Consider the following 22,205-nt stretch of genomic DNA (forward strand, 5'->3'; position numbering starts at 1 on the left):
ATTGGACTATGTTATGATAAGGTTTTTTAAACTTTTCTAATACATTATGATTTTAATCACATTCTCTATGTTTTTACTTTTTTATCTAAGTTAAAAATATTTTTATTCCTTTAAAATTTCCTTATTTTTGAAAAATGAAATACATTTTAAACTTCATTTTATTTTTCCCACTCGTAGTATTGTCTCAATCTAATTTTGATAAAGGACAAAGTTTATTTGAGGCAGGGAAATTGGATCAGGCCGAAATTGTTTTTGAAAGTATTTTAAAAACGGATCCAACAAATTTAAAAACAATTGAATATTTAGGAGATATAGCAGGTCAGAATAAATCCTGGGATAAAGCTATAGAACTGTATGAAAAATTAAAGGGGTTAAAGCCATCTGAAGCCAATTTTCAATATAAATACGGCGGTGCTTTAGCTATGAAAGCTTTGAGCGTTAATAAATTTAGGGCTTTAGGGATGGTAGATGAAATCAAAGAATCTTTTGAAAAAGCGATAGCACTTAATCCGAGGCATATTGAATCCAGATGGGCATTAATTGAATTGTACATTCAGTTGCCTGGAATTGTAGGGGGAAGTGAAACAAAAGCAATACAATATTCAAATGAATTATATAAACTTTCAGCTGTTGATGGACTTTTGTCTAAAGGGCATATAGATGAGTATTTTAAGAGATACGTTAAGGCAGAGCAGCAATATAAAAAAGCAATTGCAGTTGGGAATTCTGTAAAAAGTTACCAAATGCTGGCTAATTTGTACAAAAACAAAATGAAAGAACCTGCAAAGGCAGAGGCAGTTTTGTTAATTATAAAAAATTTAAATTCAACACCTAAGAAAAATATATGAGAACTCATTTTATCGCTATCGGTGGTAGCGCCATGCACAATTTGGCTTTAGCATTACATAATAAAGGATACCAAGTGTCGGGTAGTGATGATGCTATTTTTGAACCATCAAAATCACGTTTAGATAAAAAAGGAATTTTACCAGCTGAATTGGGTTGGTTTCCTGAAAAAGTCACTCCAGATGTCGAAGCAGTAATTCTAGGAATGCATGCTAAGGCAGACAATCCTGAATTATTAAAAGCGCAAGAATTAGGATTGAAAATTTATTCATATCCAGAGTTTTTATACGAACAGTCTAAAAATAAAACCCGAGTTGTAATTGGCGGTTCTCATGGTAAAACGACCATTACTTCGATGATTCTTCATGTAATGCATTATCATGATATTGCTGTAGATTATATGGTGGGAGCACAATTAGAAGGGTTTGATACCATGGTTCATCTTACGGAAGAGAATGATTTTATTGTTCTTGAAGGAGATGAATACTTGTCGTCACCAATTGACAGACGACCAAAATTTCATTTGTATCAACCTAATATCGCTTTGATTTCTGGAATAGCTTGGGACCACATTAATGTTTTTCCAACCTATGAAAATTATGTAGAACAGTTCGAAATTTTTATTGGTAAAATTACAAATGGGGGGATTCTAGTGTACAATGAAGAAGATCCTGAAGTAAAAAGGGTAGCGGAAGAAGCTACCAATCCAATCCGTAAACTGCCATATACTACTCCAAATTATAAAGTTGAAAATGGAATTACATTATTAGAAACTCCAGAAGGAGATATGCCTATCGAAGTTTTTGGTGGACATAATTTAAATAATTTGGCTGGTGCCAAATGGATTTGTCAAAACATGGGTGTTGATGAAGCTGATTTTTATGAAGCAATTGCCAGTTTTAAAGGAGCTTCAAAACGATTGGAAAAAATTGCCGAAAGTATAACGAGTGTTGCTTATAAAGATTTTGCGCATTCTCCAAGTAAGGTAGCTGCAACTACCAAAGCGGTAAAAGAGCAATATCCAGACAGAACTTTGGTGGCTTGTTTAGAATTGCACACCTATAGCAGCTTAAACGCTGAGTTTTTGAAAGAATATGAAGGGGCTCTTGAACATGCTGATGTAGCGGTGGTGTTTTATTCGCCTGATGCAGTTAAAATTAAGCAATTAGAGGAAGTTACATATGAGCAAATTGCAAATGCTTTTAATAGAAAAGACTTAATTATATATACGAATCCTATTGAGTTTAAAGAGTATTTGTTTGGCTTAAATTTTGATAATTCTGCTTTGCTGTTGATGAGTTCTGGTAATTATGGCGGATTGAATTTTGATGAAGTCAAAAAAATAATAGAATAATCATTTGAATGGAAGATCAAATTAAAATCATAAAAACGACTAGTGAAAATAAAGATTTTATTTCATTGGTAGGAGATTTAGACAAGAGTTTGTGGGAAACCTATCCAGAGTTGAAATCCAATTATTGGGGCAATAACATTATTGAATTAAATCGGAATGTAGTAATCGTTTATAATGATGATGTGGCAGTTGCCTGTTCTTGCTTCAAGAAATATGATAAAAATACAATCGAAATAAAACGTATGTTTGTTTCTCCTGAAATACGTGGGAAAAGATTGGCACAAAGAATGTTACAGGAATTAGAATCTTGGGCAAAGGAGTTGGGTTTTTCTTTTTCGGTTTTGGAAACCTTGTATAAACAAGAAGCGGCTATTGGTATGTATCAAAAAGCAGGTTATTTTATTATAGATAATTACCCACCTTATGAAGGTTTGGGGAATAGTATTTGTATGAAAAAAAGCATTTAAATTCCACTGTAAATGTGGATTTAAAAGGGAATTCATAAGTATTTGTATCAATTTAAATCTTTAAATGTGGAGCAAAATAATTTTCCGATTACCCATTGGTCCGAAGACGACAAACCTCGTGAAAAGTTGATGCTGAAAGGCAAAAGCGTATTAAGCGATGCAGAGTTGATTGCTATTTTAATTGGTTCTGGTAGTAGAAACGAATCGGCGGTGGAGTTAAGCAAGCGTATTTTAAAGAGTGTAAATAACAACTTGAATGCGTTAGGGAAATTGTCTATTTCACAATTGATAACATTTAAAGGAATTGGAGAGGCAAAGGCCATTTCTATTATTGCAGCTCTTGAATTAGGGCGACGAAGAAGAACTGAAGATGCGTTAGAGTTAGTAAAAATAACTTCTAGTAAAGCGATTTTTGAATTAATGCAGCCTATAATAGGAGAATTGCCACATGAGGAATTTTGGATTGTTTATTTAAATAATTCGAATAAAGTGATTTCAAAAGCACAATTGAGTAAAGGTGGGATAACTGGAACTTTGGTGGATGTGAGGCTGGTTTTTAAAAACGCATTGGAACTAGGAGCAACTGGTTTAATTTTATGTCACAATCATCCTTCGGGAACGTTAATTCCTAGTGATGCTGACAAGCAAATAACCAAGAAATTGAAGTTAGCGGGTGTTAGTCTTGAGATTATAGTTTTAGATCATTTAATTGTTACTGAAACAAGTTATTTTAGTTTTGTAGACGAAGGAATATTTTAAAAAATAAAAGAATAAAATGAAAATAGATAATATAAAAGATGTGTTTTTTGATTTAGATCATACGCTTTGGGATTTTGATAAGAATTCTGAAATTACTTTTGAGAACATATTTAATAGAAATCACCCAACTGTTGCCATAAAATCGTTTATTGAGAAATATGTACCTATTAATCAGGCTTGTTGGAAACTCTATCAATATGATAAAATAACGCATCAGGAATTGCGTTACAATAGATTAAAGCAATCTTTTGATGCATTGAACTATACTATTTCAGATAGAGAAATTGATATTATAGCTGATGAATATATTGAATATTTACCGGATAATAATCACCTTTTTGATGGAACATTTGAAATTTTGGATTATTTAAATGAAAAGTACAACCTTCATATTATTACGAATGGTTTTGCAGATGTTCAGTATAGAAAAATCAGTAATTCAAAATTAACGAATTACTTTGATACGGTTACTAATTCTGAAATGGCAGGAGTGAAGAAACCAAATCCCATTATTTTTGAATATGCATTAGATTTGGCCAAAGCCAAAAAAGAACATAGTATTATGATTGGGGATTCCTTAGATGCTGATGTTCAAGGAGCGTTAGATAGTGGATTAGATGCTATTTTTTTTAGTGAAGCTGTTTTTCCAGTTGAAAAGCATATAAAACAAATTAATCATTTATTAGAAATTAAAAATTATTTATAAATTATGAAAAAAGTATTGCTTTTACTGGTTATGTTAGTTTCTTTTTTGGGATTTTCTCAGTCGATTACAAATTATAAATATGTAATCATCCCTTTAAAATTTGATTTTTTGAAAAGTGAAAACCAATATCGTTTAGCGACATTATCAAAGTTTAACCTTAATAAAGCTGGCTTTGAAGCTTTCTATGATAATGAACCTTTACCTAGCGATAATATTCAACGATGTGACTTAATGTCATTTGACGTTATTAAAGAAAAGTCATTTCTGACTACAAAAATGCATGTGGTTTTTAAAGATTGTTATGGTAAAATTATTTACCAATCAGAGACAGGAGTGAGTAAAGAAAAAGATTATCAACTAGCCTATACTGAAGCCTTAAACAAGGCATTTGTGTCAGTTTACGCATTGAATTATAAGTATGTTGGTTCTAATAAAATAGTAGAAAGTAAAGTAAATACTATTAGTGCTAATTCGGATATAGTAACTGTGAAAGAAGTTATAAAGGTGGAGGAGAAATTAGTTCCTGTTCCTAAAAAAGAATTAATTGAAGATGCAGGGTTTTTATATGCACAACCTGTTGTTAATGGGTTTCAATTAGTCGATACCACTCCAAAAGTGGTAATGAAAGTTTATAAAACCTCTAATGCTAGTTGTTTTATTGCTGAAAAAGATTCCAACAATGGCGTGTTAGTTTCTAAAGACGGGCAATGGTATTTTGAATATTATAAAAACGACAAATTATTTTCAGAAAAAATAGCAGTTAAGTTTTAGTCGTAACTGTTTGAATAAAAAAAGCAGATTATTCTCTTGGGATAATCTGCTTTTTTATTTAATAACCGTATTTGTTTTTCCATCGGTTTTTTAAGAATTCCCGAGTAGTATTTTCTCTTGAATTGTTTCCAGGAACATAGATTGCTTTGTTGCTTAGCTCTTGGGGTAGAAACTCTTGCTCTGCAAAATTATTGGCGTAATCATGAGAATATTTGTAATCGTCTCCATAACCTAGCTCTTTCATTAATTTTGTAGGAGCATTTCGCAAATGTATAGGAACTGATAAATCACCAGTCTGCTTCACTAATTGTTGTGCAGTTCCAATAGCTAAATAAGAAGCATTGCTTTTGGGTGAAGTTGCTAAATAAATGGCACATTGACTTAAAATAATTCTACTCTCAGGATAGCCTATAGTCGCTACAGCCTGGAAAGTATTATTAGCCATAATAAAAGCAGTTGGATTTGCATTTCCTATATCTTCACTAGAAAGAATTAACATTCTTCGCGCTATAAATTTCACATCTTCACCACCTTCAATCATTCTAGCTAGCCAATAAACAGCTCCGTTTGGATCGCTTCCTCTTATCGATTTTATAAAAGCAGAAACTATATCGTAATGTTGTTCGCCGCTTTTGTCATACAAAACGGTGTTTTGTTGCACAAGTTCGAATACCCTTTCGTTAGTGATTATAATTTTGTCTTCAGCGGATGCATTTACGACAAGTTCAAAAATATTCAATAGCTTACGTCCATCGCCTCCAGAAAGACGCAATAAAGCCTCTGTTTCTTTTAAAGTGATGTCTTTTGTAGCTAAAAATGAATCCGTCTTTAAGGCACGTTGTAGTAATGCTTCTAAATCGCCCTTTGTAAAAGCATTCAAAATGTATACTTGGCAGCGTGATAATAGTGCGGGAATTACTTCAAAACTTGGATTTTCTGTTGTTGCACCTATAAGGGTAATCCATCCTTTTTCAACTGCAGCTAATAAAGAGTCTTGTTGTGATTTGCTAAACCGATGGATTTCATCAATGAACAGAATTGGATTTTTAGCGGTAAAAAGTCCGCCACTTTGCTTCGCTTTTTCTATTACATCTCGTATGTCCTTTACACCAGAGTTGATTGCACTTAAGATGTAAAAGGGGCGTTTGGATTCTTGTGCTATGATTTGCGCTAATGTGGTTTTACCCGTTCCTGGAGGTCCCCAAAGTAGGAGTGAAGGGATAATTCCTTTTGCTATTTGTTGCGTTAAGGAGCCACTTGGCCCTACTAGGTGAGACTGACTAATATAGTCTTCTAATTTTTGTGGACGAATTCGTTCTGCTAATGGTGCTTCCATTTTGTAAAATTACTATTTTTATTTGAAGCTTTTTCCAGCTATCCACTATATCTTTTATTCCGTTTGCTCGTGCCTCGCTACTACATAAAAGGATGCCGTTTCTATCTGGGCTAAAATCATTTGGTTTTCAAAATGAATTTATTTTCTAAACTATGACAAAATAGCATTTGTATAATTTTGGATGTATTTTTGTGATATACTTTATAATAAAATTTTATAAATGGAAAAAGATTTTAAATATTCAAATTCAGTTATAGCGCTACCCCTTTTTTTTGTGCTTTTCCTTTGGTTTATTTATTGGTTGGAGATTCGATATGATTTTGATTTTGTTGAAAACGGCATTTATCCAAGGACATTTTCTGGATTACAAGGAATTTTATTTAGTCCGTTCATTCATTCCAATATAGATCATCTTTATAGTAATTCAATTCCGTTATTAATTTTGTTGGCTGCACTTCAGTTTTTTTATTCCAAGCAATCACTTTATGTTATTGTGTTGGGCATACTTTTCTCAGGATTAATAACTTGGATTATTGGTAGAGAAAATTATCATATCGGAGCAAGTGGGCTTATTTATGTTTTAGTTAGTTTTATCTTCTTAAAAGGGATTTTGACAAAATACTATAGGTTAGTTTCACTGTCTCTTTCGGTCATTATGTTTTACGGAGGAATGATTTGGTATGTATTCCCTAAAGTAGATGAAACTATTTCTTGGGAAGGTCATTTAGGAGGTTTGATCACGGGTTTCTTATTGGCTATTTTTCTAAAAACGCCAGAGTATGAAAAAGTAATAAAATACGATTGGGAAAAACCGGATTTTGATGCTAGCCAAGATAAGTTTATGCAACGGTTTGATGAAAATGGGATTTTTGTGAATTTACCAGTACCAGAAATAGAAGGAGAAATAGAAGATGAAATTCAATCGTATTATTCCTCAAATCTTTCTGTTAATTACGATATCGTTGAAAACGAAAAAAATGAATCAAAACTAGAGTCTTGATTCATTTTTATTTATTCTTTTATTTTGATTGATGTGAGAACAAGGATAAGGGATTTAACTTCTTTGTCTAACGGCTTCATATAAAAAAGCACCACAAGCTACTGATACATTTAAGGAGCCTATACTCCCAAACATAGGAAGTTTTGCTTTTTCATCTACTATCTTTAAAACAGATGGGTTTACACCACGGTCTTCAGATCCCATTATAATTGCTACAGGTTCATTTAATGAAATATCATAAATGTTTTGATCTGTTTTTTCAGTTGCCGCAACTGTTTTTATTCCACTCGCTTGCAAAAGAAAAATGGCATCTTTAATATGTTCTACTTTACAAATCGGAATGTTAAATACTGCACCCGCGGATGTTTTAACAGTATCTCCATTGACAGGAGCTGATCCTGCTTTTTGAACAATAATTCCATTAACTCCAGTACATTCTGCAGTCCTAATTATTGCACCAAAATTACGTGCGTCAGATATTTGATCTAGGATTAAGAATAATGGGGTTTTTCCATTTTCTACAACCGTATTAATTAATGTTTCTAAATCAAAAAAGGAGATAGGGGAGATTGTAGCTACTGCACCTTGATGATTGTTAGGTGTTAGTCTATTTAGTTTTTCTACTGGAACGTAGGAGAAGTTTATGTTGCCACGCTTCATCACTTTCATTAAGTCCTTCATTAGTTCGCTACTCGCTTCTTTCTGAATATATACTTTGTCTACGGTAGCGCCTGCTTGAATTGCTTCAATTATTGCTCTAATTCCAAAAATTTGATGTTCTTTTTCCATGGTGCAAATATATAAAAAAAAACCACCAGCTTTCGCTGATGGTTTTAATATTATTCAAGTGATGAAATAATTAGAATTTATCCCAAAATACTTTAGTAGTTAATAAATCACCACCACTAATAAGAGCTGAAGCAGCACTTACGTTTGTTTGATTTACCGTTTGTTCTGCAGCAGGATATTTATATCTTGTTGGTACAGATTTAAGGTCATTGTATGCAGCAGCTGGTGCTAATAAAACTGGGAAATCTAATCTTCTGTAAGAGATCCAAGATTCAAATCCTCTGTTGTATAAACCTATCCATGCTTGTTCTCCAATACTTTTTTTCCAGTTTGCAGCATTATATACTACTGATGGTTGAGCTAGGTAAGTAGCAACATCAGCAGTTGCAACACCCCAGCTTTGCATTGAAGCTGTAATTGCAGTTGTGTAATGTGTTGCTGCTGTACCTCCAACTGCTACTCCTCTTGCAGCTGATTCAGCTAGTAAGAATTCAGTTTCAGTATAATCAAATATTGTTCCTGCAAAAGTAGGATCTAAAATATCATCATTAATATGTGAAAAGTTAGTGTAGCTGTTAGATGTACCATAGATACCACCTTTATAAATTGCTGTACCAGGTGCTACAGTAAAGTATTTAGCTCTTCTTGGGTCAGAAAGCGCATTTAATTTGTCAGCAAATGTATCTGCAATTACAAAATCTTTTCTTCCACTTGCAACGATATCCACATATAATGGATTTGCATTAGGTTCTGCTCCTAAATAAACTAGATCAGCATTGTCAGAGTTACTTGTCATTACTCCTGCGTTTACTGCAGCAGTAATTTGAGCACTAGCATAAGCAGCATCAACATCATGCATGTTAACAGCAAGTCTTAATCTAAGAGAGTTTGCAAATTTTTTCCATTTAGCAGCATCTCCACCGTAAATTAAATCAGCAGATCCAAAACTAGATTCGGAAGAACTTAATGAAGCTACATCCGCAGTAAGTCTACTGATGATGTCTTTGTATATTGTTTGAGCATCATCATACTTAGGTAGAGGATGTCCTTCAATATCTAAAGCTTCTGTGTAAGGTACATCTCCAAATGTGTCCACTAAAACACTAAAAGTATATGCTGACATGATGTCAACAATTGCTTTTTTGTTTGCTAAAATAGCTGCTTCAGTTGGTCCTGCAGTTACTTGTTTACCCAATAAAGTTTGTGACTCTTTCAAATCTCTTAATACATCTCTATAAAGAATTGTAAAATGAGTATCAGGAATTGGTCTAGTTGTCAAGTTATATTGACTTTCATCTGGATAAGTCGTTTCTGCCCAATATTGTGTAAACAATCTGAAAACATTTCTGTTAACTGATGCATTAACCATCTGGTCAACTAAACCTTTCTGAGCATTTGTGAATAAAAACTCTGGTTTTGTTGTAGTTGGGTTCTTTGTATCTGCATTTAATCCTGTAATATCATCAGTACATGATACCGTTAAGGCTATAAATGAGATTAATAAAAATATCTTTTTCATAATTTAAAATTTAAATGTTACGTTACAACCAATATTTCTAGTTGATGGCAATGAACCAATTGAATATCCTGCAGAGTTTGAGTTTGCACTTAATCCACTTTCTGGGTCAGCATAAGGAAGGTTTTTGCTTATTATCCATAAGTTTGAACCTACAATGCTAAATTTCATTTCTTGAAGATTCATTCTCTTAACAATAGTAGTAGGTAAGCTATAAGTAATGTTAACTTCTCTTAATTTAACAAATGATGCATCGTAAACAAACGCTTTGTTAGGAGCTCTTCTATATCCTGATACGTTTCCATATTGGTCAGGAGAAATAGTTCTTACAGTGTTTGGAGTTCCGTCAGCTTGTACACCTGGTAAAATTACACCACCACCATTTGCGATAGTATTTCTAATAGGATTTCCTAGTTCATTGTTACCTGCTGTTACGTCATATAGACCAGTAGCTAAGCCATAAGCTTGATCAAGAGAGAAGATATCTCCACCTTGTTTCATGTCTATTAAGAATCCAAGAGATAAGTTTTTGTAAGTAAATTTATTACGAACCCCACCAATCCAATCAGGATTAACATCTCCGATTACATTGTTAGCTGATGCATTTACAACGTATCTACCGTTAGCACCTACAACTTTTTCGCCATTTAAATAAGTAAAGTCTGTACCTCTAAGGACACCATAAGCTTCACCTACAGCAGCATTAAGAGTTACACCTTGACCAAATGAACTTAATCTAAGGTTTTCAATTCCGTCAACTAACTTAGTAACTTTATTTTCGTTTTTAGACCAGTTTACAAATACATCCCATTGGAAGTTTTTTGATTTAAATGGTGTAACGTTAAATTGAACCTCAATACCTTTATTCTCTACAGTTGCTGCATTGATATATCTAGCACTGTTTCCAGTAGATGTAGAATAAGGAACTGAAATTGCTTCTCCATCATTTACGTTTTTGTATGCACTTACTTCAAAACCAATTCTTCTGTTTAAAAATTGCATTTCCAAACCAATTTCTTGAGTGTTTGTTTTTACAGCTTTTAAGTTAGGGTTGTTTTTTGTAGAAGCAACTGAATATTGTTGATTTGTTCCAAATGGGTCATTTTTGATATAAGTATCTACTAATGATTGATTTGGTGTACCAAGTGGAGATTCAGAATATCCAGCTCTAATTTTACCAAAACTTAACCATGGTTGGTTAACGTGATTTGTGAAAACATATGATCCAGATGCTGAATACGTATTAATTGCATTTTCGTTTTGTGGTAAAGTAGAGAAAGCATCTCTTCTTACGGTTGCATCTAAAAATGCAAAGTCTTTATATCCAAAAGATGTTGATGCGTAGTAACTATTGATTCCTTGGTTTACTTCTGATTCTACTGGAAATGGAACACCAGCAACAGAATTAGATAAACTGAAAAGATCTGGAACAATAAGTCCACCTTGAGTTGAGTTCAATGTAGAAACAACTCTAGTTTTTCTTGATGTACCTCCGGCAACTCCGTTGAAGCTAATGTCTTCTGAGATGTCTTTTTTGAAAGTCAAGATAAAGTCATAATTTTGTTCAGAGAAGTTTCTCATGTATTTTTGGTACCCAGAAGTTTCTGCTAATCTGTTAATACCAAAATCACCTGCAATAGATCCGAAAGCTCTTCTTTCTTCACGTAATTCACTGTATGAATCGGTAGAGATTTTACCTGTAGCAGTTAACCAGTCTGTTAGTTTATAGTCTAATTTACCGTAACCTAAGAATCTGTTTCTTTCATCTGATTGGAAGTTTTTATTTCTAATGAAATATGGATTATCCCAATAGATTTGTGTTAAATCTGAAGGATCAGAATAGTTCCAGTTGATGTTTTGTCCACCAGATCTTTCGTAAACTTGTTTCAATTCTTGAACATCAACGTTAGTTTGCCACCATTGACGGAAGTTAGACATAATGTTTTCATTATATCCTGTTGAGTTTCTACCTACAGTTGATTGAGTGTTGTAGTTAGCAAATGCACTTACAGATAATTTATCTGAAAATATGTGGTTTACTTTAACGCTCATACTATTTTTTTTCATATCACTATTTGGTAAAATACCAGTTTGTTTTGAATTAGTAAAGTTCAAAACAAAATTTGTAGTGTCATTTCCGTCTTCTAACGATACAGAGTTGTTAAAAGAAGTTGCTGTTTGAAAAAATGTTGTAGGATCATTTTTTGCAGCTACCCAAGGAGTAGCTTTTTGATAGCTATCAGACCATGGAGTAAATGCATTCCAATTGTATACTAGTAAGTTAGGGTTGAAAGCCGCTCCGTAAGAAGCATCTTCAGAAGTTGGTACAACTAAGTCTTCAACACCGTCACCATCAATATCTCTTGATAAGAAATATCCAGAAGCATCTTCATAATAAGGTCCGTAACCAGCACCGTATTTGTCTTGGTATTTAACAAATGTTGATTTGTCAATAGTTCCAGCAACAAATTCAGATGATACTGTAACACCTAATCCTTTTTTTGTTCTACCTTTTTTGGTAGTAATCATTACTACTCCATTTCCTCCTAAGTAACCATATAAAGCAGAAGCTGCTGCTCCTTTTAATATGTTTACGCTTTCAATGTCTTCAGGATTGATATCCATAGCAGCATTACCATAGTCATAAGTGTTACCAGCTCCAGTAGTTTGACTTGCAGTATTTGAGTTAATGTTTGAGTTGTTAATAGGCATTCCGTCTATTACAATTAACATTTCATTATTACCAGTTAAACTCTTAACCCCTCTAGATACAATACTTGAAGACCCTCCAAAGTTGTTGTTTCTTTTGATGTTTACACCAGCTACTTTACCTGAAAGTTCATTAATGAAGTTTCCACTTCCAGCTCCTGCTGTTAAATCTTCAGCTTTAATCTCTTGTGTTGCATAACCTAAAGATTTTTTTTCTCTTTTGATTCCTAATGCAGTTACAACAACGCCTTCAAGCTCCATAGCAGTGCTTTCTAACTTGACATTAACAGTTGATGATGTAGCTTTTAATTCTTGGGTTTTCATCCCAATGTAGCTAAATATCAAGATTTGACTTGATGATGCTTTGATAGTATATTTACCATCAAAATCAGTTTGTGCTCCGTTTTTAGTTCCTTTAACTAATACACTTACACCTGGTAAAGGCATACCTGTATTGTCAGAAACAACACCCGTCACAGCTCTCTCTTGCGCAAAAGTTAGTTGCGCCATAAGTACTACTAGTAGTACTAAGATTCCATTGAACTTTAGTTTCATTTTTAAATATTTTGAATTAGTGTGACAAAACTCTTAATAAATTGTTAACTTTCCTAATAATTGAAAACCTTTTTTATGCGCGCATTCAAAATTTAACATTATAACTTATATGAATGATTGTGTTATAAAATTTGAATTCTTCGTTTTTTCTACTGCCGTTTGCAATTGATAATTTTATGAACCCGCCTTTTGTTAGAGCTCCAATTCCTAAACCTGTTCCTAGTATTTTTGTTGTTTTGTTATTTTTTTCAGTGTTAAAAGGGTCTTTTAAAATGCTGTAGTCTAGTATGCTATGTATGTATAGCTGTGGTGTAATTAAATAGCGATACTCTGTTAGTAAAGCTGACATTATATTTGCTTGAAGGCTGTTTTCTTTAAATCCACGTATTGAATTTATTCCTCCATATCGATATAGTTCATTGATATTGTAAGAAGCGCTTTTTAAGTAATAACTTTCATTTTTAATGTTGATAAAATTTTTTTTATTAATGCTAAATAGATGTTGAATGTTTATATTTATGAACGCTTGTTTATTTGTTGGGGTGTTTTTGTCTTTGAAATTTGTTTCGCGTTCTCCTGTCCCTAGTTTTAATATTAATATGGTTTTTGATGGAAATAGTGTGTTGTTGTAATTGTAATGACTGTATTCCATGTTTGTTGTGATAAAAGAGTTCTTATAATCACTTATGAAATTGGTATTTGTATTTTGGATGTCGCTTGAAGTGGTCGATTGGTATCCTAGGTAGAAACGAGTTTTGTAATTTGAATAATATCCAATGTCGATTGCTGTTTTTGTATTTTGATATATACTGTCTTGTTTGAAAATATCTAATTGCGCCCTTAGTCCTATTGGGCTATTTAATATATAAGGAATCTCTAGGCTAGTTTTGAAAGTTTTTTGTTTTTTTTCATCGCTTTTCCAATATAATGTAAATTGTTCTCCGGTTAATAAGAGGTTTTCTAGTTTTAAATCAAGGTATCCGTTAAGTACTATTTTATTTTGGGCGTTATTGTTAAAACCTATAAATCCGTCAAAATTGTTTGTCTTTCGTTTGTTGAGATAAATGTAGATTTTGGTACTGTCTTTTGTGAACAGTATTTCTGGATATTTTATTTGGGTTGCGAACCCTAAGTTTTCAAAATCGTTATTAATTAAGGTTACTGTTTTTTGATTGTATGTTTTGTCCTTGTATTTGCGATTTATTTGGGTAAGGTATCCTTTTGGAAAATAATCGTCAATGTTGTCGTTTGCTTGTTTAATGACGATTTTATCTATTTTTCTCTGATTTTCTGTTTCAAAGTCTAATTCTGCAAAAAGGATGTCGTTTTTTTTTGTAATATTTCTTAGTTTTAATTTCGTGAATGCGTAACCTCTTAGTTCTAATTTATGTAGGGTTTCATTTAAAAAATATTCTATTTCTGAATAGGGCATTATTAAGCTGTCCTTCTTTTGGTCGAATAAATTGAGTTTTTTGTATTTTGAATTTATACCTATATATATATGTATGTATTTTATTTTGTCTCCTATTTTTAAATTCGCAACATAGGAGGTGTCGTTAGTCTTCGTTAATTTAATTAATCTACTTTCGGTGTATCCTTTTTTTGAAAGTTTCTCCAAAACAAGGTTTGTCTCGTTTTCTATTGATTTTGTATTGATATGTATGGTCGAATAGGTAAGGGAGTCAATTTTTTTTGTTTCTAATGAAGAGTTTCCTGATATTTTTAATTGAAATTTCTGAGCTTGACAATTTAAGCTTAGGAGTATTAGTAATAGATAGGTTTGTAGGTGTTTCAATTGAAAATTAATTTTGATAAAAGTAATATAAATATCTAAAGTTTAAAATGTAATTCAATAAGGAAAATAATCTTATTGAAAATTAATGGATTAACGTTTGTAGAGTAAAAAATAATTTATACATTTGCAACCCCGTAAAAAGCGGGAATTAAATATACATAATAAATTTTTAGTATTAATTATGCCAACAATTCAACAATTAGTAAGAACAGGAAGAACTCAGATAACTAAGAAGAGTAAATCGGTTGCTTTAGATTCTTGTCCTCAAAGAAGAGGGGTTTGTACGCGTGTTTACACTACAACACCAAAAAAACCAAACTCTGCAATGCGTAAAGTAGCGCGTGTACGTTTGACAAATGGTAATGAAGTAAATGCCTACATCCCTGGTGAAGGACACAATTTACAAGAGCACTCGATAGTATTAGTTAGGGGTGGAAGGGTAAAAGATTTACCAGGAGTTAGATATCACATCGTTCGTGGTGCACTTGATACGTCAGGAGTAGCAGGAAGAACGCAAAGAAGATCTAAGTACGGAGCTAAACGCCCAAAAGAAGCAAAAAAGTAATTTAAAACGTAATTTTTATTGAGGCGCGATCTATCGCGGCTGGATGATTATGAAATTTTATTAAAAAAAAGACATGAGAAAAAGAGCGGCAAAGAAAAGACCACTTTTACCAGATCCAAGGTTTAACGACCAATTGGTAACGCGTTTTGTGAACAACTTAATGTGGGACGGTAAGAAATCAACAGCTTTTAAAGTTTTTTATGATGCAATTGACATTATAGAATCAAAAAAGCAAGATGCAGAAAAACCATCATTAGAAATATGGAAAGATGCTTTAACTAATGTTATGCCTCACGTAGAAGTACGTAGTCGTAGAGTAGGTGGAGCTACGTTTCAGATTCCAATGCAAATTAGACCGGATAGAAAAATCTCTATGGCAATGAAGTGGTTAATACTTTATTCTAGAAGAAGAAATGAAAAATCTATGGCTCAAAGATTGGCATCAGAATGTTTAGCTGCGGCTAAAGAAGAAGGTGCTGCTGTTAAGAAAAGAATGGATACTCACAAAATGGCAGAGGCTAACAAAGCGTTCTCTCACTTTAGATTTTAATTCATAAGAAATGGCTAGAGATTTAAAATATACAAGAAATATTGGAATTGCTGCTCATATTGATGCTGGTAAAACAACAACAACAGAGCGTATTCTTTTTTATACTGGGAAATCACACAAAATTGGTGAAGTACATGATGGTGCTGCTACAATGGACTGGATGGCTCAGGAGCAAGAAAGAGGTATTACAATTACTTCTGCAGCGACAACTTGTGAGTGGAATTTTCCAACTACACAAGGTAAGCCGTTACCAGAAACATTGCCGTATCACTTTAATATTATCGATACCCCGGGACACGTTGACTTTACAGTTGAAGTAAACCGATCTTTACGTGTTCTTGATGGTTTAGTTTTCTTATTTAGTGCTGTTGATGGTGTAGAGCCTCAATCGGAAACTAACTGGAGATTAGCTGATCAATATAGAGTACCACGTATTGGGTTTGTTAATAAAATGGACAGACAAGGATCTAACTTTTTGATGGTATGTCAACAAGTAAGAGATATGTTAAAATCTAATGCAGTTGCAATCACTTTGCCAATTGGTGAAGAAAATGATTTCAAAGGTGTTGTGGATTTAGTGAAAAACCAAGCTATTGTTTGGCATGAAGAAGGTTTAGGAGCAACGTACGATATTGTGCCTATTCCTGAAGATATGCTTGAAGAAGTGAAAGAATACAGATCAATTCTTATTGAAGCAGTAGCTGATTATGATGAGAATTTGCTTGAGAAATTCATGGAAGATGAAAACTCTATTACTGAGGAAGAAATCAACATTGCATTAAGAGCAGCTGTAATGGACATGGCTATCATTCCAATGATTGCTGGTTCTTCTTTCAAAAACAAAGGTGTTCAATTTATGTTGGATGCTGTTTGTAAATATTTACCTTCTCCAATGGATAAAGACGGTATCGAAGGGATTCATCCTGACGACGCTGAATTGTTAGAAGAAGATCAAACTAAAATTTTGCGTAAGCCAGATGTTAAAGAGCCGTTTGCTGCTTTAGCTTTTAAAATTGCTACTGACCCATTCGTAGGTCGTTTGGCTTTTTTCCGTGCTTATTCAGGACGTTTAGATGCAGGTTCTTATGTTTTGAACACACGTTCAGGAAATAAAGAAAGAATCTCGCGTATATATCAAATGCATGCTAACAAGCAAAATCCAATCGATTATATCGAAGCGGGTGATATTGGAGCGGCAGTAGGATTTAAAGATATTAAAACTGGAGATACATTGTGTGATGAAAAAAACCCAATTATTCTTGAGTCAATGAAATTCCCTGCGCCAGTAATTGGTATTGCAATTGAACCTAAAACTAAAGCTGACGTTGATAAAATGGGTATGGCTTTAGCTAAATTAGCTGAGGAAGATCCAACATTTACTGTTAGAACTGATGAAGCTTCAGGACAAACTATTATCTCGGGTATGGGTGAGCTTCACTTAGATATCCTTGTTGATAGAATGCGTCGTGAATTCAAAGTTGAAGTAAACCAAGGTGAGCCTCAAGTTGAGTATAAAGAAGCTTTTACAAGAGAAGCTCAACACAGAGAGACATATAAGAAACAATCTGGAGGTCGTGGTAAATTCGGTGATATCGTATTTAGATTAGAGCCTGCTGATGAAGTGGATGGTAAAACTCCTGTTGGTTTGCAGTTTATTAATGCTGTAAAAGGTGGTAACGTTCCTAAAGAATATATACCATCTGTTGAAAAAGGTTTCAGGGAAGCTATGAAAACTGGTCCTTTAGCAGGATACCAAGTAGATAGTTTGAAAGTAACTCTTTTGGATGGATCTTTTCACCCTGTGGATTCTGATGCGCTTTCTTTTGAGTTAGCTGCCAGAATGGGATACAGAGAAGTGGCTAAGGCTGCTGGTGCTGTAATTCTTGAGCCTATCATGAAAATGGAAGTTATTACACCAGAAGAAAACATGGGGGATATCGTAGGTGATATCAACCGTCGTAGAGGACAGGTTAATGACATGGGTGATAGAGCAGGTGCGAAAACAATTAAAGCGGATGTACCTTTATCTGAGATGTTTGGATATGTTACTACATTAAGAACTTTATCTTCAGGTCGTGCAACTTCAACAATGGAATTTTCACACTACGCAGAAACGCCTTCAAATATATCTGAAGCGGTTATCAAAAAAGCAAAAGGAAACGCTTAATCTTTAAGAAAATGAGTCAAAAAATCAGAATAAAATTAAAATCTTACGATCACATGTTGGTAGACAAGTCTGCTGAGAAGATTGTAAAAACAGTAAAAAGTACTGGTGCAGTAGTTACGGGACCAATTCCATTACCAACTCACAAAAAACTTTTCACAGTGCTACGTTCTCCACACGTTAATAAAAAAGCGAGAGAACAATTTGAAGTAATGTCATATAAGAGATTAATTGATATTTATTCATCTTCATCTAAAACTATCGATGCTTTAATGAAATTAGAATTGCCTAGTGGAGTTGAAGTAGAAATCAAAGTTTAAGTATCTTCTAAGGAAAATTAAGGGCACTTTGTTTAAGTGAAAACTTTTTTTGGATTGTGTGTAAATAAGTTATACTTTTGCACCACTTTAAAAATAAGGGTTCACTTAAATGATGTGTTCTATTTTTATATTTAATAATTAATAATTAATATTTATGTCTGGGTTAATTGGTAAAAAAATCGGCATGACTAGCATCTTTGATGAGAACGGGAAGAATATTCCTTGTACGGTAATTCAAGCTGGTCCATGTGTTGTTACCCAAGTCAGAACCAAAGGTGTTGACGGGTACGAAGCGTTGCAACTTGGTTTCGATGACAAAAACGAGAAACATTCCACAAAAGCGGCTTTAGGTCACTTTAAAAAAGCGGGAACTGTAGCTAAGAAAAAAGTCGTTGAATTCCAAAATTTTGCAACAGAACAAAAACTAGGGGATCTTATTGATGTCTCTATGTTTGTTGAAGGAGAATTTGTAGATGTACAAGGTGTATCTAAAGGTAAAGGTTTTCAAGGGGTTGTAAAACGTCACGGTTTTGGTGGTGTTGGTCAAGCAACTCATGGTCAACATAACCGTTTAAGAGCGCCAGGTTCTGTAGGGGCTTCTTCTTATCCATCTAGAGTATTCAAAGGAATGCGTATGGCTGGACGTATGGGAGGAGAAAATGTAAACGTTCAAAACCTTAGAGTTTTAAAAGTAGTTACTGAGAAGAATCTACTTGTTATTAAAGGATGTGTTCCTGGTCATAACAACTCTTATGTAATCATTCACAAGTAATGGAAGTAAAAGTATTAGATTTCAACGGAAAAGATACTGGCAGAAAAGTTCAACTTTCTGATTCAGTATTCGCAATTGAACCAAATAATCACGCTGTATACCTTGATGTTAAGCAATATTTAGCTAATCAAAGACAAGGAACGCACAAGGCTAAAGAAAGAGCTGAAGTTGCGGGAAGTACACGTAAGATTAAAAAACAAAAAGGAACTGGTACTGCTCGTGCGGGTAGTGCAAAGAATCCATTGTTTAAAGGTGGAGGAACGGTTTTTGGACCAAGACCAAGAAGTTATTCATTTAAATTGAATAAAAGCTTGAAGCGTTTGGCAAGAAAATCAGCTTTCTCTATTAAAGCAAAAGAGTCAAATATTATCGTTCTTGAAGACTTTAGTTTTGAAACTCCAAACACTAAAAATTTCATTAATGTTTTGAAAGCTTTAGAGTTAGATAATAAAAAATCTCTATTTGTGTTGGGCGATACGAATAAAAATGTATATTTGTCCTCACGCAATTTAAAGGCCTCTAGCGTAGTAAGTAGCTTAGAATTAAGCACTTACGCTATTTTAAATGCAAATAACTTAGTTCTTTTAGAGAGTTCTTTGGAGATAATTGAAGAAAATTTAAGTAAATAATAGGATATGAGCATCATAATTAAACCTATAGTAACAGAAAAAGTAACCAAAGAAAGTGAAGTTTTAAACCGCTTCGGATTCGTTGTTAATAAAAAAGCAAATAAAGTTGAGATTAAGAAAGCTGTTGAAGCTGCTTATGGGGTAACTATTTTGAGTGTTAACACGATGAACGTAAGGCCGGATAGAACTACAAAATACACTAAAAGTGGTTTAATTACTGGAAAAACAAATGCAATTAAGAAAGCAATTGTTCAAGTAAAAGAAGGAGAAACAATTGATTTTTACAACAATATCTAAGATAGAAAAATGTCAGTAAGAAAATTAAAACCTATTACCCCAGGTCAGCGATTTAGAGTTGTGAATGGTTATGACGCCATTACAACTGATAAGCCGGAACGCTCTTTGATAGCGCCGATAAAAAACTCTGGAGGTAGAAATAGTCAAGGAAAGATGACCATGCGTTATACGGGTGGTGGTCACAAGCAGAGATATCGTATTATTGATTTTAAACGTACTAAAGAAGGAATTCCTGCTACGGTTAAATCAATCGAATATGATCCAAATCGTACTGCGTTTATCGCTTTATTAGCTTACGCTGATGGTGAGAAAACATATGTAATTGCTCAAAACGGATTGAAAGTTGGTCAGAAATTAGTTTCTGGTCCGGAATCTCAACCTGAAATTGGAAATACATTACCTTTAAGTAGAGTTCCACTAGGAACTGTAATTTCTTGTATCGAATTGAGACCAGGACAAGGGGCTGTAATTGCTCGTTCTGCTGGAACATTTGCTCAATTGATGGCAAGAGATGGAAAATATGCTACAATTAAAATGCCTTCAGGTGAAACAAGATTAATCTTGTTGACTTGTTCTGCTACAATTGGAGCTGTTTCTAATTCAGACCACCAATTAGTTGTATCTGGTAAAGCAGGTAGAACAAGATGGTTAGGTAGAAGACCTAGAACAAGACCTGTAGCAATGAACCCTGTCGATCACCCAATGGGTGGTGGTGAAGGACGTTCTTCTGGTGGACATCCACGTTCAAGAAATGGAATACCAGCAAAAGGTTATAGAACTCGTTCTAAGAAAAACCCGAGTAACAAGTATATCGTAGAACGTAGAAAGAAATAATAAGATATGGCACGTTCATTAAAAAAAGGACCTTTCGTTCATTATAAGTTAGACAAGAAAGTTCAAGAAAACATCGCTGGTGGGAATAAAGGAGTAGTAAAGACTTGGTCTAGAGCTTCTATGATTACTCCAGACTTCGTTGGGCAAACTATCGCAGTTCATAACGGTCGTCAATTTGTACCAGTTTACGTAACAGAAAACATGGTAGGTCACAAATTAGGAGAATTTTCACCAACTAGATCTTTTAGAGGTCATGCTGGAGCAAAAAATAAAGGTAAAAAATAAGAAGCAATGGGAGTTCGTAAAAGAGAAACAGCAGATGCGAGAAAAGAGGCTAATAAGTCTATTGCTTTCGCGAAATTGAATAACTGCCCTACTTCACCTAGAAAAATGCGCTTAGTAGCGGACTTGGTAAGAGGTCAGAAGGTAGAAAGAGCACTAAACATCTTAAGATTTAGTTCTAAAGAAGCTTCAAGAAAATTAGAAAAATTGGTTTTATCTGTAATTGCCAACTGGCAAGCAAAAAACCCTGACGCTAATATGGAAGAAGCAGGTTTATTTGTTAAAACGATTACAGTAGATGGTGGAATGATGTTGAAAAGACTTCGTCCAGCTCCACAGGGTCGTGCACACAGAATTAGAAAACGTTCTAATCACGTAACAATCGTGCTTGGATCTATTAATAACACACAAGCAATTTAATACAAGATGGGACAAAAGACAAATCCAATTGGAAATAGACTTGGTATCATCAGAGGATGGGACTCAAACTGGTATGGTGGAAATGATTATGGTGATAAACTTGCCGAAGATCACAAAATCAGAAAGTATATCCATGCTCGTTTATCAAAAGCTAGTGTATCAAAAGTAATCATCGAGAGAACTTTGAAACTTGTAACCGTTACTATCACTACTGCTAGACCTGGTATCATTATCGGAAAAGGTGGACAAGAGGTAGACAAGTTAAAAGAAGAACTTAAGAAAATTACTGACAAAGAGGTTCAAATCAACATCTTTGAAATTAAAAGACCTGAACTTGACGCGTATCTAGTTGCTACAAGCATCTGTCGTCAAATCGAAAGCCGTATTTCTTACAGACGTGCAATCAAAATGGCTATTGCTGCTTCTATGCGTATGAACGCTGAAGGTATCAAAGTTTTGATTTCTGGTCGTTTGAATGGTGCTGAGATGGCACGTTCAGAAGGTTTCAAAGAAGGAAGAGTTCCTTTATCAACTTTCAGAGCCGATATTGATTATGCATTAGCTGAAGCGCATACTACTTATGGTAGAATGGGTATCAAAGTGTGGATCATGAAAGGTGAAGTTTACGGAAAGAGAGATCTTTCTCCGCTTGCTGGAATGGACAAGAAACAATCTGGCGGAAAAGGTGGAGATTCTCCTCGTGGGAAATCTAACTTTAATAAAGGTGGAAAGCCAGACGCTCGTAAAAGAAAGTAATTTTTAAATTAAA

At 33.8% G+C, this 22,205-nt stretch carries 23 protein-coding genes; 18 read left to right on the forward strand and 5 right to left on the reverse strand.

The genetic code is table 11. From position 1 onward, the window contains the following. Window positions 1-134: 134 nt before the first annotated feature. The 6 genes from AB3G33_RS06555 (at window position 135) to AB3G33_RS06580 (ending at window position 4,903) form a co-directional block, all read left to right on the forward strand. Window positions 135-848, forward strand: coding sequence for a tetratricopeptide repeat protein (locus AB3G33_RS06555; protein WP_367773535.1), 714 nt, complete (start codon window positions 135-137; stop codon window positions 846-848). Then, the gene (gene murC / locus AB3G33_RS06560; protein ID WP_367773537.1) at window positions 845-2,200 is read left to right on the forward strand and encodes a UDP-N-acetylmuramate--L-alanine ligase; all 1,356 of its coding nucleotides are present in this window, start codon (window positions 845-847) and stop codon (window positions 2,198-2,200) included. The genes AB3G33_RS06555 and murC overlap by 4 nt, the downstream gene beginning before the upstream one ends. Window positions 2,201-2,208: 8 nt before the next feature. Further along, complete coding sequence (locus tag AB3G33_RS06565; RefSeq protein ID WP_367773539.1) at window positions 2,209-2,667, forward strand: GNAT family N-acetyltransferase; 459 nt, start codon at window positions 2,209-2,211, stop codon at window positions 2,665-2,667. 66 nt (window positions 2,668-2,733) lie between these two features. After that, window positions 2,734-3,426 carry a DNA repair protein RadC gene (radC, locus tag AB3G33_RS06570; RefSeq protein WP_367773541.1) on the forward strand — a complete coding sequence of 231 codons (693 nt, stop codon included), beginning with the start codon at window positions 2,734-2,736 and terminating at the stop codon, window positions 3,424-3,426. Between the two features lie 16 nt (window positions 3,427-3,442). Then, entirely contained in the window at window positions 3,443-4,132 is a 690-nt protein-coding gene (locus AB3G33_RS06575) for a YjjG family noncanonical pyrimidine nucleotidase (RefSeq protein WP_367773543.1), read from the forward strand. A 3-nt stretch (window positions 4,133-4,135) separates the two neighbouring features. Then, window positions 4,136-4,903, forward strand: coding sequence for a hypothetical protein (locus AB3G33_RS06580; RefSeq protein ID WP_367773545.1), 768 nt, complete (start codon window positions 4,136-4,138; stop codon window positions 4,901-4,903). A gap of 58 nt (window positions 4,904-4,961) precedes the next feature. On the opposite strand, the gene AB3G33_RS06585 is transcribed toward AB3G33_RS06580, so the two are convergent. Further along, the gene (locus AB3G33_RS06585) at window positions 4,962-6,239 is read right to left on the reverse strand and encodes a replication-associated recombination protein A (RefSeq protein WP_367773547.1); all 1,278 of its coding nucleotides are present in this window, start codon (window positions 6,237-6,239) and stop codon (window positions 4,962-4,964) included. 220 nt (window positions 6,240-6,459) lie between these two features. On the opposite strand from AB3G33_RS06585, the gene AB3G33_RS06590 reads away from it, so the two are divergent. Continuing rightward, window positions 6,460-7,239, forward strand: coding sequence for a rhomboid family intramembrane serine protease (locus AB3G33_RS06590; RefSeq protein WP_367773549.1), 780 nt, complete (start codon window positions 6,460-6,462; stop codon window positions 7,237-7,239). Window positions 7,240-7,293: 54 nt separating this feature from the next. On the opposite strand, the gene rlmB is transcribed toward AB3G33_RS06590, so the two are convergent. From rlmB to AB3G33_RS06610, 4 genes are all read right to left on the reverse strand, one after another. Next, on the reverse strand, window positions 7,294-8,028 hold the full coding sequence (gene rlmB / locus AB3G33_RS06595; protein ID WP_367773551.1) for a 23S rRNA (guanosine(2251)-2'-O)-methyltransferase RlmB: 735 nt from the start codon (window positions 8,026-8,028) through the stop codon (window positions 7,294-7,296). A gap of 70 nt (window positions 8,029-8,098) precedes the next feature. After that, window positions 8,099-9,547 carry a SusD/RagB family nutrient-binding outer membrane lipoprotein gene (locus AB3G33_RS06600; RefSeq protein WP_367773553.1) on the reverse strand — a complete coding sequence of 483 codons (1,449 nt, stop codon included), beginning with the start codon at window positions 9,545-9,547 and terminating at the stop codon, window positions 8,099-8,101. A 3-nt stretch (window positions 9,548-9,550) separates the two neighbouring features. Beyond that, a complete protein-coding gene (locus tag AB3G33_RS06605; RefSeq protein ID WP_367773556.1) occupies window positions 9,551-12,808 on the reverse strand; it encodes a SusC/RagA family TonB-linked outer membrane protein in 3,258 nt (1,085 codons plus the stop codon). Between the two features lie 85 nt (window positions 12,809-12,893). Next, a complete protein-coding gene (locus tag AB3G33_RS06610) occupies window positions 12,894-14,603 on the reverse strand; it encodes a hypothetical protein (protein WP_367773557.1) in 1,710 nt (569 codons plus the stop codon). Window positions 14,604-14,784: 181 nt separating this feature from the next. Here AB3G33_RS06610 and rpsL point away from each other — a divergent pair, with 181 nt between their 5' ends. From rpsL to rpsC, 11 genes are all read left to right on the forward strand, one after another. Next, window positions 14,785-15,168 (forward strand): 30S ribosomal protein S12, encoded by a 384-nt coding sequence (rpsL, locus tag AB3G33_RS06615; protein ID WP_007136570.1) that lies wholly within the window; start codon window positions 14,785-14,787, stop codon window positions 15,166-15,168. Between the two features lie 73 nt (window positions 15,169-15,241). Next, window positions 15,242-15,718, forward strand: a complete 477-nt coding sequence (rpsG, locus tag AB3G33_RS06620) for a 30S ribosomal protein S7 (RefSeq protein WP_035668130.1) — start codon at window positions 15,242-15,244, stop codon at window positions 15,716-15,718. Window positions 15,719-15,728: 10 nt separating this feature from the next. Next, window positions 15,729-17,885, forward strand: a complete 2,157-nt coding sequence (gene fusA / locus AB3G33_RS06625) for an elongation factor G (RefSeq protein ID WP_367757192.1) — start codon at window positions 15,729-15,731, stop codon at window positions 17,883-17,885. A gap of 11 nt (window positions 17,886-17,896) precedes the next feature. Next, the gene (rpsJ, locus tag AB3G33_RS06630) at window positions 17,897-18,202 is read left to right on the forward strand and encodes a 30S ribosomal protein S10 (protein WP_011963470.1); all 306 of its coding nucleotides are present in this window, start codon (window positions 17,897-17,899) and stop codon (window positions 18,200-18,202) included. A 154-nt stretch (window positions 18,203-18,356) separates the two neighbouring features. After that, complete coding sequence (rplC, locus tag AB3G33_RS06635) at window positions 18,357-18,974, forward strand: 50S ribosomal protein L3 (RefSeq protein ID WP_367757197.1); 618 nt, start codon at window positions 18,357-18,359, stop codon at window positions 18,972-18,974. Next, a complete protein-coding gene (gene rplD / locus AB3G33_RS06640; protein WP_367773559.1) occupies window positions 18,974-19,603 on the forward strand; it encodes a 50S ribosomal protein L4 in 630 nt (209 codons plus the stop codon). Before rplC ends, rplD begins: the two co-directional genes overlap by 1 nt. A 6-nt stretch (window positions 19,604-19,609) precedes the next feature. Next, window positions 19,610-19,900 carry a 50S ribosomal protein L23 gene (gene rplW, locus AB3G33_RS06645; protein WP_026707015.1) on the forward strand — a complete coding sequence of 97 codons (291 nt, stop codon included), beginning with the start codon at window positions 19,610-19,612 and terminating at the stop codon, window positions 19,898-19,900. Between the two features lie 9 nt (window positions 19,901-19,909). After that, window positions 19,910-20,734: a 50S ribosomal protein L2 gene (gene rplB / locus AB3G33_RS06650; protein ID WP_035668122.1), complete on the forward strand. Its 825-nt coding sequence runs from the start codon at window positions 19,910-19,912 to the stop codon at window positions 20,732-20,734. Between the two features lie 6 nt (window positions 20,735-20,740). After that, window positions 20,741-21,019 (forward strand): 30S ribosomal protein S19, encoded by a 279-nt coding sequence (gene rpsS, locus AB3G33_RS06655; protein WP_007136562.1) that lies wholly within the window; start codon window positions 20,741-20,743, stop codon window positions 21,017-21,019. A 6-nt stretch (window positions 21,020-21,025) separates the two neighbouring features. Then, window positions 21,026-21,436 (forward strand): 50S ribosomal protein L22, encoded by a 411-nt coding sequence (rplV, locus tag AB3G33_RS06660; RefSeq protein ID WP_007136561.1) that lies wholly within the window; start codon window positions 21,026-21,028, stop codon window positions 21,434-21,436. A 6-nt stretch (window positions 21,437-21,442) separates the two neighbouring features. Next, window positions 21,443-22,192 (forward strand): 30S ribosomal protein S3, encoded by a 750-nt coding sequence (rpsC, locus tag AB3G33_RS06665; RefSeq protein ID WP_026707012.1) that lies wholly within the window; start codon window positions 21,443-21,445, stop codon window positions 22,190-22,192. Window positions 22,193-22,205: the final 13 nt, after the last annotated feature.

Source organism: Flavobacterium sp. WC2421, assembly GCF_040822115.1.
In the GTDB taxonomy this organism is placed as follows: domain Bacteria; phylum Bacteroidota; class Bacteroidia; order Flavobacteriales; family Flavobacteriaceae; genus Flavobacterium.